Genomic DNA, 11928 nt, shown 5'->3' on the forward strand with positions numbered 1-11928 from the left:
CCTGGGAGTGTTTCGTGGGGCCGCTGGCGTGCGACCCGGCGGTTTATCGCGAGGCGGCTCGCCAGACCACTTCGTCGCTGGCTACCGCGTTACTGGCCGCGGCACGCACCGGAGTGGTGTCGACGGTGGTGTAGGTGACCGGCAAGCTGGCCAGTTGCGAGGCGTTCGCGCCGGCGTTCAGGGTGAGTCGGCTGTCGGCGTCGATCAGCCGCGGGCTCGAGGCCGGCTGGGTCGGCGCGGCCGGGCGATAGGTGTCGGGAATCGGCGACATCGGCACGCGGCCAGTCGTCGGAGCGCCCGAGCCTTCGAGGCTGGCCCCCGAGTTGTTCGTGTTCGGCACAAACGTCCGCGGAGCGCTATCGGCGGGAGTTGTCGTGGCTGCCGGGGCTTGCTGCGTGGCTGGCTGTTGCGTCGCGGGTGCGGTGGTCGTCGTGGCCGCTGGCGCGGTGGTCTGGTTGTAATAGATCACCGGAGCGGTCGTGCCGCTTGGCGCTGTCTGATACGTGGTCGCGGCACCATTGGTGATTACGGGCGAGGTCACGACGGTCGTGGTCCCGCTGGCCGGCGCCGTGGCCCCCGGCGCGCCTTGATAGGTGACCGCAGGTTGGGCGTACGTGACCGTCGCGCCGCCAGCATAGGCCGGCGTCGTTGTGTACGAAGGGATCGTCGTCGCTCCGACGGCGTAGCTCGGGGCGTAATTGCTCGACACCGGTGCGGGCGCGCCCGTAGCAAACGTGGTTCCTGGCATGGTCGTCATGGCGGGTGCAGTGGTCATCGCCGGCGCCGCGTAGGTCGGCATGGCCGTGACGCCCCTCGTGGTCGGACAAGTCGCGCAACCTGCGGCGTAGCCAACCGCTGGCGCGGCACAGGCCGCTGGAGCACAGGTCGCGGCCGGCGCGGCATACGCCGTCGGCACGGCGTAGGCGGTGGTCGGCGCGTAGTACGCGCGGGTCGGAGCGGCCACCGTGTAGGGGCCGGCCGTGGTCACTGCTGCGGTCGGGGCGTAATAAGTTGTCGAGGCGGTGGCCACCACCGGTGCGGCGGGCACGGCATAGACCAGGCGATTCGTCGTGTACGGCAGCCAGCGCGTTTGCTGCGTCCAAGTGGTGACGGGACGTTGCGCGCTCACGCCGGTGGCCGATGGGCAAATCGAGCAGCCGGCGGGCTGCATCGTGGTGACCGGCGCGTAGACCGTCACGGGGCGATAGTACGTCTGGGGCACGTACTGCACGAATTGCGGGCCGCTGACGGCATAGGTCGCCGGCAGGGGTGCCGCCGCTGACTTGTGCCAATTGAACAACAGTTGGGCTTGAGCCGAACTTGGCGCCACCGCGGCCAATAGCAAACCTGCGAGCGACAACAACGGGACGCGAACGGCGGCGTTCATGGCACTTTCCCCTGGTCAATGGTGAGCGAGCGCGGAAGTGCGCCGGCGCCGCTCATGGGCGAGCGGCACGGCGCGCAGTCGCGCTGCGAGGTCTCCATCTTTTATAGACCTCGCGCAGGCAAGGTTGTCAATGAATCTTGAGCTTTTCCGCGCGCTTGTCAGAAGATTAGGATCGCGCCGAGTTTGACGACTGTTTGGGTCGTAGCGGCGATCGCGATCTGCGCGGAGCTAACCGCGGCGACGACGTTCGTAAAGCGAATGGAGCGCGAAGAACGTCTCGCGCACGTTGCCTGCGTGGCGATGAAACGCCTTCTCTACGTCGGTGGCACTTAAAAGGTTCTCTCCATCGGCTTGCAGCGACACCGCCAACGCTTGCGTGACTAGCAGTGACGGCGCGACGTGCAGTAACGTCGGCAATGGCGTTTCGTGGTGCGACGTGACCAATAAGCCCCAGCCACGATAAGTCGTGATCCGCCGCAGTCGCCAGGCCTGCCAGCGGCTCAGTTGCTCATAACCGTCGACGGTCACGATGGTCGGTTGGTCCGCTGTTCGAGACGCCTCGGGCCAGGCCGGCAAACGCCGCTGGCCATCGTGCAGCTCGAAGCGAATCACCTGCCAGCCCTGGTCCGCTAATGCCTGCTGTAAATCGGCCAGCAGGGTGCTCTTTCCCGCCCCGTGCGGCCCGACGATCGCGGCGCGATATTGGCAACGTGCAAGCTCGGCCAGCACGTCGCCCAGACTTTGCCCGTCGGCAAACCGATAGCGCAAGGCCCCCGGCCGCACATAGCGTGTGGCAAAGGGATTTCGCGTCGGCAGTGGCAACCCGGCGGTGTTCATGGTCGAGCGGGCATCACACCTCGTCGGCCTCGGGCAACGGCACGGCCGGCACGTTGCCCAGTCGGAACGGCTCCTCGACCACCAACTCTTTGCCGCGCCAACGGAAAATCCTAGCGCGCACGCACCAGAAGATTTTCATCAGCACCCCTTCATAGGTCAGCGGGCTTTGCGGCAGCAGGGTGTTGAACTGCATGCCCTCGCGCAATTGCCGCCGGCTTTGATCGTCGAAGTGGAGTCGCTCGAAAAAGTGGACCGCCATGTCCTCGTCACCTTGCCCCTCGGTCGTCCACACCACCGACAGCTCGATGGCGCGCGGCTCGTCGAGCGCGAACGAATTGCACTGCAACTGGCAGGTGAGCAACTCGCCCGGCAAGTAATGCCGGCGGTTCCCTTCCAGTGTTAGGTGGAACTCGATCTCGTTCATCACGGTCGACATGGCTTTAAGCCGTTTGAGTGCGGAGGGCGTGCAATGGGGTCCGCCGCGCGGGGAACGCGGGGCTAACAATGATCGAATACTGCCGGGTCAAGTCAGGGCAACCCGCGGCATGGGCGCTGACGACCAGTTTCCAGACAATGCGGTGGTGTCCGCTCTGGAACGAGTGCATGGCGCTCGGCGGGATTTCAAATTCGAGCTGGTCTTCCAGCCGGTTGTCGTGCGTGATCGACAAGGGTTCGTGCCGCGCGATCTCGTGTTCGTAGGTCCGGTGCGCGGCGGTTCGCAGATTGGTCCCTTGCAGGTATTTCACCTCTTCTTCGCAAACCAGCAGCAACCGGTAATCGTCGAACCGCAGTTGCCCCGATTGGGCCAGGAACAGCGAGTATTTGCCGCCAGGGACCAGCGGGTGATCGTCGATTTCGATGATCGTCTGCCCGATCGCCGCCTTGCCGCGGACCTGTCGAATGGCCAGCGCGATCAGCACTCCTCCCACGGCCAGCAGCGGCAACAGCGTGAGCGTAAAGCCCCAGTCAGCCGCGCCGGCCCAATGCTTCTGAATGGCCATGCTGACAAACACCAGCGTCAAACCATTCCAAAAGATGCAAGCCGCGATCAGGCCGGCGAGGTGCAAACTGGGCACCGCCAGTGGCAGCCGAAACGACATCCGCGTGCCGGGGCTGTTGGTGATATGGGCGTCGCTGGGCACGTTGGGAAACGACTGGGCGTCACCTTGCTGATCAAAAGGATCGAACTCGGCGGCGCGTCGGGCAAAGGCGGCGCGTCGCTCGGCCGATTTGTTCCACGTGACCAGCGAGTAGGCCAGGCCCGCGCCGCCGATGGCGATAAACGACGCCGGCATCACCAGCGCTAGCCACGCGAACCAACGGTGGCCGCGTTCGAGCACCACCACGCTGGGGTCGTCCTTGTCGTACCAGCAAGGATACGTCTTGCCGGTCTCGAACCGGGCGCGTATCTCGTCGGCCAGCGCGGGATCGGTCTGATAGATGCCGGCCACGTCGAACGCCCACCGCCGGTAGCGAGTGCCGGCTACCTCGTACTCGATTTCGATCTTGGGGCGGTACTCCGACTGACCATCGACGATTTGTTCGTCGCGACCGGTGTCGAGCACCGTGCAGGTCGTCTCTTGATAGTTCAGGTTCGCGTGCAAGTCGGGAAGGGTCAGCCCGCCGATGATCATCCCCAGCCAGATGCAACCGGCCAGAAAGAAGCCGGCAAAGAACACGCCCAGGCTGGCGCCCCCTAGTTTGTCGGAGCGCATATTGCGGCTGCCGCGCTTCTTGCCAAAAAATCGTTTGACGACAACTTGGGTCACAACGTACTCACGATCGCAGCAGGTTCGGTCGCACTGGCCAGATAAAGGGCGATTGCCGACGAGATTTCCACGTTCGGCGGCCGAGACCTAATCCTTTGTCTTACCGGGGGCAGGCGATTATCGCAACCGGCGGCTGAGCCGGCGAGGAACCTGTGTTTCGGGCTGAAAGTGATACGGGGAACGTCTATACTGCGCGCCGCGAACTTGTTGACCCGAGAGATGTTCGATGACTGGCTGGCGAATCGGTTTAGGACTGCGACTTGGCTGGGCGAGCCTGGCGATGTTGGGCGCTTTGTGCGCTGCGCCGACGGCCAGCGCCGCCAAGCCCGACCCGGCGGCTGAGGCCGCCAAGGAACTGGGTTTCGAGGCCGACGACGCGCCCCACATCTGGCCCCAGTGGCGCGGCCTGGGCGGTCGCGGCGTGACGGTCGACGCCAAGATTCCCGATCCGTTGCCTGACCAGGCGACGATGCGCTGGGAATGCCCGCTGGGCGTGGGGCTGTCGAGTCCGGTCGTCGCGCACTCTCGGGTCTTTGTTACCGATCGCCAGGGAATGACCGAGCGGGTCATTGCCATCGACGCCAACACCGGCAAGCCAGCCTGGACGCGCGACCATCCGGTCGATTTCGACCCGCACATGGTCGGACGCCGGCATGGGAACGGCCCCAAGAGCACGCCGCTGGTCGATGCCGAGAGTGTATACAGCCTGGGGATCGCCGGCTGGTTGGTCTGCTGCGACGCCAAGACGGGCAAGGTCCGTTGGAGCGCCGACCTGGCGGCCGAGTATGGCCAGCAGCAACCGCTTCCCGAGGGGCGCGCGTACGTGGTGCGCGAAGAAGCGGTGATCGTCCCCACCGGGGCCGGCGTCGGCGCGCCGGTGCCGTTGTTCGGCTACACGGGCTCGCTGGTGGCGGTCGAGAACTTATTGATCTGTCCGGTCGGCGGCTCGCGCGGCGCGACGGTGATGGCCTTTGAGCGAGCAACTGGCAAAGTGGTTTGGAAGTCGTTGAACGATCATGTTTCGTACTCATCGCCGGTGGTCGCCACCTTGGCCGGCAAGCGGCAGATTGTTTATATGACCGGCTCACGCGTGGTTGGGCTCGATCCGGCCAGCGGGAATCTGCTGTGGAGCTATCCGTTCCAGTTGCAATATGACGAAAGCATCACCACGCCCATCGTCCTGGGGAACCTGGTGGTGGTGGGTGGCACGGGCGCGCCGCTGACGGCGCTGGCCATTGGCGAGACCGGCGGTTCGTTCGGCGTGAAACTGGCTTGGGAGAATTTCGACCTGACCAGCTATCTATCGACCATGAGCGAACACGAAGGTTTTTTGTATGGCCTGAGCGACGGGGGCGAGTTCATGTGCGTGCGGCTGACCGACGGGGCGACGATTTGGAGCGGCGGCAAGACCGGCTACTACACGACCCCGGTTCGCGATCGAGATCGGCTGCTGTGCCTGACCGAGCGGGGAACATTGTTGGGCGTGCCGGCGCGGCCCGAGGCGTATCGCAACCTGGGGCGCGTGCAGTTGAGCCCGAATGAGTGTTGGACGTCTCCGGCAGTGATCGGCGGGCGCATCTACGTGCGGGCGGTCGGCGCCGTGCGCTGTTTTGAGTTTAAGTGACGCGCATACTTTCACGACCTTCCACAGGCGCTGGGTGCCATGCTCAAGCCCTTAAGGCTTGAGCATGCCTGAAGAACGCTTCGCATGCTCAAGTCTGCTGACTTGAACATGGCACCCATTGGTTTCGGAGTGACGTGAAGACAGCGCACAAAAAATGCCGTCCCGCGGCCTGGTTCTGTGCAGGCGGCAGGACGGCATGGCACTGGACGGTCGAATTGTTTTTGCTGGGCTACGCGCACTGCGTGTCGCGGCGGCGCTGCCGGAAGAAGCCGACGCTCTCGAGCGATTTGTAAACTTCTTCGAGCGTTTTTTCGCCAAAGTTGGAAATGCTGAGCAGATCGTCCGGCGTGCAATTCAGCAGATCGCTGACGCTAAAGATGCCGCGCTCTTCCAGGCAGTTAGTCGTGCGAACTGAAAGTCCGATCTCGGCGGTGCTCATTTCCAGCCGGCGGCTCAGGCTCTTTTCCTGTTCGTCGGCGACACTCAAACGAACGCGCGTCATGTTTCCCTCCTTAGAAACCAGAGAACAAGGTCCATCTTGTCGTCGCGCGCGGGCCTTCGTGTGGCCCAGGCGATCGCGACGGCGGGAAGTATAACGCCAGAAGCTCGATTTGCGCTGGAAAAAGCTGGGAAGAAAAAGTTGCTGGTTGCTAGCGGCGAGTTGCTAGCAAGGAATGGTCCGTTGTCAGTGGTCAGTTGTCCGTTGAAAGGAATGCGGAAATCGAGCGTTCAACAACTGACTACGGACCACGGACGACTGACATCCGCGTCCCTAGCCCCTAGCCTCTAGCCCCTCCTCTTCCCCCTTCACATGCTCGTGCGCGTGGAGATGACGCGAACAATAGCCGCACGTGCCGGCGCACTGGCCGCAGTAGCGGAACTCCATCTCGGGGTTCGTCAGGTTCGTCATGCCGCAGGTCGTGCAGCGGTGGAAGGCTTCGCGCTTGGGGACGGCGCGCTTGGCCTGGTTGACCATGTGCCGGCGACCTTGAACCATTCGGTTCTTGATGTCGCCGCCGAGGAACAACAGGTAGTTCAACAGCGACGCCAACATCGCCAGCCGCGCCGGCCAACTTCCCTCGACCAGCACGAACAAATAGCCAATCCAACTCAACAACGCCAGGTATTTAATCTTGACCGGAATGATGAAGAACAGCATCAGTTCAAAGTTGGGAAACAACCAGGCGAACGCCAGAAAAATCGACGCCCCGATAAAGACGTTGTACGTCGGTTGGTCGGGGGTCAGGAACGCCACCCCCACGGTCGCGGCATAGCCAATCAGCAAGAACAAGTTGTAGCGCGGCGCCCCCCAAGTTTGTTCGAGCGCGGAACCCATCAGGTAGAACAGGTAAAACCCAAAGAACGCGAAGATTGGATGGATCTTCGGCGGGTCGGCGATAAACGAGAGCAACCGCCACGGCTCGCCGTGCAAGACCAGCGTGGGCACGAGCGGCAGCGCGTTCAGCTTCGCCGGCTCGATCATCCAAACGCCGTACGCCAAGACCTGGACGGCCAGAATGCCGAAGGTCAGATTCGGGATCGCCCAGCGGGCGAGCGATTGCTTGAGGCGGCGCCAGCGATTCATCGCCTTGTCGTATCCTAGAGGCGGCAGTTGGTGATCTGCGTTTCGAGAATGGCGCTGGCGCCGAGCGCCTCGAGCCGCTCCATGATCTCGATCACTTCGCCGCGGCGGACCATCACCCGCACCGCGCACCAGCCGGCGTCTTCCAGCGCGCTGACCGTCGGCGAGTTGAAGCCTGGCGTGATCTTTTCGGCCTCGGGCAGCTTGCCGCGCGGGACGTTGTATTCGAGCAGCGAATAGCTGCGCGCGATGACCACCCCTTCGAGCCGGCGGACCACACGGTCGGCCACGGCCGGTTCACGCTGGGCCTTGTTCTGAATCAGGATCGTTTCATAGCGGCCGATGTCTTCGAGAATCCGCAGCCGATTGGCGGCCAGCGTGCTGCCTGTCTCGACCAGATCGACAATCGCGTCGGCCACACCCAGGGCGATCATTACCTCGACGCTTCCCGATAGTTCGACGAGATGGACCTTGGCGCCGTGGCTGTTCAAGTAGGTCTGAGTGCAGTGCGGAAAGCTGGTGGCAATGCGGCTGCCGTCGAGCTGCGACGGCTTGGTAATAGGGCCGTCGTCGGGCACACAGATCGACAGCCGGCATTGGCCCACGCCCAGGCTCAAGCGATTGATGACAGCGGCGCCGCTTTCAGCGACCAGATCGCTGCCGGTGATGCCCATGTCGATGGCCCCTTCGGCGCACAGGACGGGAATATCCTCGGTGCGCAGGAAGGTGACGTCGATCGGCATCTCGCGCACCCGGGCGAACAGGCTCCGCTCCTGGCGGCGAAAGCTCAGCCCGGCGTCCTTCAAAAGTTCCGCGGTCAATTCAGCCAGGCGTCCCTTGCTGGGAACGCCGATGCGAAGGTTGGTCATGGGTTGGTCAGTTGTCCGTGGTCAGTTGCAGTGAAGCGATTAGCTGTTAGCAATTGGCGATTAGCCAGATATGACATGTGATCAAAATAGAATCATTGGTCCCGATACACTCTCGTCTCTGCCCTCATTCTCCCTTGCTCCCCCTCGCACCTGCCCCCCTGCATATTCTTCTCCGTGCAAACCTCCGAGTCTCAGTGCCTCCGTGGCTAGTCTTCAAGACTTCGACGGGCGGGACGCCTTTTCTTCCAGGCCGGAAATGCCGAATCGCCGGGCCAGTTCGGTTTCGACCTCGCTCCAGTCGATGCCGCGCCAAGCGAGCATGACCAGCAGGTGATACATCACGTCGCCGGCTTCGTAGATCGTGTGTTTGCGACCCTCGTCCCCTGGTTCCAAGGCGGCTTCGACCACCTCGGCGGCCTCCTCGCTGATCTTGCGGCCGATCTTCTCGTGCCCGGCTGCCAATAACTTACAGGTGTACGACGAGTCCGCCGGGTTCGCCTTCCGGTCGTTGATCACACGCATCAACTGAGCCATCACGGGCAAGTCACCGGCCGAACTCATACGGGCCTTTTCCTATGCCGCCGGTCGCGGCACAATCAGGTTTCGCGAACAGGAGTAATCCTTTACTTTAGGCTCGAAAGCCCGGCGAAACAATCGGGTCGAACCCCTCCAGCGAGTCAAACGGTGTATTTCGCTACGTGGTGTTTGCACGGTCTTGGCAAGGTGACTCATCGAGGCGACCCTCGCGGAGCTTCTTTTGCAATTGCTCCTACGTCGTGTTCGTCGTGTCGTCGTGGTTCTATTCTGTCTTTGTCAGTAGCTTGTTAGACGCATGCCGATCGATCCCGAAGATCCTCGCATCTGGTTTCTCACTGGTCCCACGGCCGGCGGCAAATCGGCCGTCAGCTTGGAACTGGCCGAGCGTCTGCGGGCCGAAATCATTTCGTTGGACTCGATGGCAGTCTACCGGCGCTTGGACATCGGCACCGCCAAGCCGGCGCCGGCCGAGCGTCAGCGCGTGCCGCATCATCTGGTCGATATCATCGAGCCGAGCGAGTCGTTCAGCGTGGCCCAATACCTGGCCGTGGCCGAATTCGCAGTGGCGGACATTCTGACCCGCGGGCGGCAAGTCTTGTTTGTTGGTGGCACGCCGCTGTACCTGAAGGCGCTGCTGCGCGGCTTGTTCGAGGGCCCGCCTGCCGATTGGGAGTTTCGCCAACGGCTCGAGGCCGAAGCGGCATCGCGCGAAGAAAGCTGGCTGCACGCCGAGTTATCCAAGGTCGACACCACGGCGGCGGCGAAGCTTCACCCGCGCGACGCGCGGCGGATCATCCGCGCCCTGGAAGTCTACGAACAGACCGGCGTGCCGATCAGCCAGTTGCAGCAAGAGTTCGAGCGCCAGCGCGACGCGAACCGCTGTCGCGTGTTCCTGCTCGATTGGCCGCGCGAGGCGATCGTCGAGCGGATCGATCGCCGCGTGGCCGAGATGATCGCGGCCGGACTGGTCGACGAGGTCCGCGCGCTGCTGGCCGAGGGTGTGGTGTTCAGCCGGACGGCGGCCAAGGCCGTCGGCTATCACGAGGTGCTCGAACATCTGGCCGGGGCGCGGTCATTGTCCGAGACGGTCGCCCTGATCGAACAAAGCACGCGCCAGTTTGCCAAGCGCCAGCAGACCTGGTTTCGCAGCCTGGCCGAATGTCGCCCCCTGCCGATGTGCGAAGACTTTTCCCCAGACGTCGTGGCCGAGGCCATTGTGCGCCTGGCCGCGCAAACGCCGTAAGCGCTCGCACCAGCGCCGGGTAGCAGCGGTTGCTGTGCAACCGGTGTGGCGAAGTCACCAGAGGCCGTTGTGAAGGCTGCGATAACCGGTTTTGCCGGACTAGCAGATTTCGAGCCTTTTCCCCGACGCCTCTTGTCGCTAGCGCGACACCGGTTGGCGAGCAACCGGTGCTACCCAAGGGACTTACCCGGCCTATGCGTTTGGGCCAGATGCCCCTAGAATGGCGGCTTTTCCGCTCGGCGAACCTGGCTGCCGCGGGCCGAGTCTTACTGAAACGGCGACCTTCGAGGATCCTGGCGTTGCTACGCACACATACTTGCGGCCAATTGCGGTCGGAACAGAACGGACAGACCGTCACGCTTTGCGGTTGGATTGACAGCTACCGCGATCACGGCGGCGGGTTGTTCGTCGACCTGCGCGACCGTTACGGCAAGACGCAAATCGTTTTCAGTCCCGAAAGCGGCGCTGAAATCTTGGAAGCGGCCAAGTCATTGAGGTCTGAGGACGTGATCAGCGTCACCGGTCATGTCGCCCTGCGTCCCGAGGGGACGGTCAACCCGAAGTTGCCGACGGGGACCGTCGAAGTCCGCGTCCGCCAGTTGAAAGTGCTGAACAAGAGCCTGGCACCGCCGTTCCTGCCGACCGTGGCCGAGTTGCCCGGCGAAGAGTTGCGACTGACGCACCGTTACTTGGACCTGCGGCGTCCGCGGCTGCAAGAGCTGCAAATCTTTCGGCATCGCATGACCAAACTGGTGCGAGACTATTTCGACAAGCAAGGCTTCCTCGAAATTGAAACGCCAATCCTGGGTCGCAGCACGCCCGAAGGGGCGCGCGACTATTTGGTACCCAGCCGCGTGCATCAAGGCGCTTTCTATGCCTTGCCCCAATCGCCGCAAATCTACAAGCAGATTCTGATGGTGGCCGGCTTTGACCGGTACATGCAGATTGCCCGCTGCTTCCGCGATGAAGACCTACGCGCCGATCGCCAGCCCGAGTTCACCCAGGTCGACATCGAAATGTCGTTCGTCGAGCGCGAAGACATTTTGCAGATGGTCGACGGGCTGGTGGCGTTCCTGATGCGCGACCTGCGCGGCGTTGAGCATCCGCTGCCGCTGCCTCGCTTGAGCTACGCCGAGGCAATGGAGAAATACGGCAGCGACAAACCGGACCTGCGGTTCGGCATGCAACTGGTCGACATCGGCGACCTGGCCGCCAAGTGCGAGTTCGGCGTCTTCAAGACAACGATGGCCAATGGCGGTCGCGTGCGCGGCTTGTGTGCGCCGCAAGCGGCCGCGAAATACTCGCGCAAGACAATCGACGAGTTGACCGCGTTTGTTGGCGACTATAAAGCCAAGGGGCTGGCGTTCTTCCGCGTGACCGAGACGGGTCTCGACTCGCCGATCGCCAAGTTCTTCACGCCCGAGCAGCAGCAAGAAATCGTCGCCCGCATGCAGGCCATGCCGGGAGACTTGCTGTTCTTCGTGGCCGACACGCCCAAGGTGACCAGCGCGGCGTTGGCGGCACTGCGCGTGCGTTTGGGGCGCGAGCTGCAGTTGTACGATCCACAGCAAATGCACTTTGCCTGGGTACTCGACTTCCCCTTGTTTACGTACAACGACGAGGAGAAGCGGTGGGACGCTGAACACCATCCGTTCTGCGATCCGGTGCCGGCCGACGTGCCCTACTTTGAAACCGACCCGGGCAAGATTCGCGCCCAGTCGTACGACTTGGTCATCAACGGCAACGAAGCCGCCAGCGGCAGCGTTCGTATCCACGACGCCGCGGTGCAGCAGCGCGTGTTCGACCTGTTGGGGATCAAATCCGAGGAAGCCGAGCAGCGGTTCGGCTGCTTGCTCGAAGCGTTGCGGTTTGGCGCGCCGCCGCACGCGGGCGTGGCGCTGGGTCTCGATCGTTGGGTGATGATGTTCACCGGTACCGACAGCATCCGCGACGTGATCGCCTTCCCCAAGACGCAACGCGCGGCCGACCTGATGACCGGCGCGCCGAGCGAAGTCGACCTGAAGCAACTCCGCGACCTGCACATTCGCACGGTGAAGACCGAGTAGCTCTGAAGTGTCGA

At 63.1% G+C, this 11928-nt stretch carries 11 protein-coding genes; 3 read left to right on the forward strand and 8 right to left on the reverse strand.

The window, feature by feature from the left end:
- Positions 1-43: 43 nt before the first annotated feature.
- From JSS27_16690 to JSS27_16705, 4 genes are all read right to left on the reverse strand, one after another.
- Positions 44-1387 (reverse strand): hypothetical protein, encoded by a 1344-nt coding sequence (locus JSS27_16690; GenBank protein ID MBS0210583.1) that lies wholly within the window; start codon positions 1385-1387, stop codon positions 44-46.
- A gap of 228 nt (positions 1388-1615) precedes the next feature.
- Positions 1616-2224, reverse strand: a complete 609-nt coding sequence (locus JSS27_16695; protein MBS0210584.1) for a hypothetical protein — start codon at positions 2222-2224, stop codon at positions 1616-1618.
- Positions 2225-2237: 13 nt separating this feature from the next.
- Positions 2238-2660 carry a hypothetical protein gene (locus JSS27_16700; GenBank protein MBS0210585.1) on the reverse strand — a complete coding sequence of 141 codons (423 nt, stop codon included), beginning with the start codon at positions 2658-2660 and terminating at the stop codon, positions 2238-2240.
- A 4-nt stretch (positions 2661-2664) separates the two neighbouring features.
- The gene (locus JSS27_16705; protein ID MBS0210586.1) at positions 2665-3993 is read right to left on the reverse strand and encodes a DUF3592 domain-containing protein; all 1329 of its coding nucleotides are present in this window, start codon (positions 3991-3993) and stop codon (positions 2665-2667) included.
- Between the two features lie 226 nt (positions 3994-4219).
- On the opposite strand from JSS27_16705, the gene JSS27_16710 reads away from it, so the two are divergent.
- Positions 4220-5617, forward strand: coding sequence for a PQQ-like beta-propeller repeat protein (locus tag JSS27_16710; protein MBS0210587.1), 1398 nt, complete (start codon positions 4220-4222; stop codon positions 5615-5617).
- Positions 5618-5846: 229 nt separating this feature from the next.
- On the opposite strand, the gene JSS27_16715 is transcribed toward JSS27_16710, so the two are convergent.
- The 4 genes from JSS27_16715 to JSS27_16730 form a co-directional block, all read right to left on the reverse strand.
- Entirely contained in the window at positions 5847-6119 is a 273-nt protein-coding gene (locus tag JSS27_16715; GenBank protein ID MBS0210588.1) for a DNA-directed RNA polymerase subunit alpha, read from the reverse strand.
- 270 nt (positions 6120-6389) lie between these two features.
- Positions 6390-7202, reverse strand: coding sequence for a hypothetical protein (locus JSS27_16720; GenBank protein ID MBS0210589.1), 813 nt, complete (start codon positions 7200-7202; stop codon positions 6390-6392).
- Positions 7203-7216: 14 nt separating this feature from the next.
- Complete coding sequence (locus JSS27_16725) at positions 7217-8068, reverse strand: ATP phosphoribosyltransferase (GenBank protein MBS0210590.1); 852 nt, start codon at positions 8066-8068, stop codon at positions 7217-7219.
- 213 nt (positions 8069-8281) lie between these two features.
- Positions 8282-8629: a phosphoribosyl-ATP diphosphatase gene (locus tag JSS27_16730; GenBank protein MBS0210591.1), complete on the reverse strand. Its 348-nt coding sequence runs from the start codon at positions 8627-8629 to the stop codon at positions 8282-8284.
- A 271-nt stretch (positions 8630-8900) separates the two neighbouring features.
- On the opposite strand from JSS27_16730, the gene miaA reads away from it, so the two are divergent.
- Both miaA and aspS read left to right on the forward strand, forming a co-directional pair.
- Positions 8901-9848, forward strand: a complete 948-nt coding sequence (gene miaA / locus JSS27_16735; protein MBS0210592.1) for a tRNA (adenosine(37)-N6)-dimethylallyltransferase MiaA — start codon at positions 8901-8903, stop codon at positions 9846-9848.
- Between the two features lie 299 nt (positions 9849-10147).
- A complete protein-coding gene (aspS, locus tag JSS27_16740; GenBank protein ID MBS0210593.1) occupies positions 10148-11914 on the forward strand; it encodes an aspartate--tRNA ligase in 1767 nt (588 codons plus the stop codon).
- The last annotated feature ends 14 nt before the right edge of the window (positions 11915-11928 follow it).

The organism is Planctomycetota bacterium (assembly GCA_018242585.1).
Classification (GTDB): Bacteria; Planctomycetota; Planctomycetia; order Pirellulales; family PNKZ01; genus JAFEBQ01.

Excerpts from the sequence above, each read along its gene's own strand:
- JSS27_16690 (MBS0210583.1), bottom strand. The coding sequence starts at position 1,387 with ATGAACGCCGCCGTTCGCGTCCCGTTGTTGTCGCTCGCAGGTTTGCTA.
- JSS27_16695 (MBS0210584.1), bottom strand. The coding sequence starts at position 2,224 with ATGAACACCGCCGGGTTGCCACTGCCGACGCGAAATCCCTTTGCCACA.
- JSS27_16700 (MBS0210585.1), bottom strand. The coding sequence starts at position 2,660 with ATGTCGACCGTGATGAACGAGATCGAGTTCCACCTAACACTGGAAGGG.
- JSS27_16710 (MBS0210587.1), top strand. The coding sequence starts at position 4,220 with ATGACTGGCTGGCGAATCGGTTTAGGACTGCGACTTGGCTGGGCGAGC.
- JSS27_16715 (MBS0210588.1), bottom strand. The coding sequence starts at position 6,119 with ATGACGCGCGTTCGTTTGAGTGTCGCCGACGAACAGGAAAAGAGCCTG.
- JSS27_16720 (MBS0210589.1), bottom strand. The coding sequence starts at position 7,202 with ATGAATCGCTGGCGCCGCCTCAAGCAATCGCTCGCCCGCTGGGCGATC.
- JSS27_16725 (MBS0210590.1), bottom strand. The coding sequence starts at position 8,068 with ATGACCAACCTTCGCATCGGCGTTCCCAGCAAGGGACGCCTGGCTGAA.
- JSS27_16730 (MBS0210591.1), bottom strand. The coding sequence starts at position 8,629 with ATGAGTTCGGCCGGTGACTTGCCCGTGATGGCTCAGTTGATGCGTGTG.
- miaA (MBS0210592.1), top strand. The coding sequence starts at position 8,901 with ATGCCGATCGATCCCGAAGATCCTCGCATCTGGTTTCTCACTGGTCCC.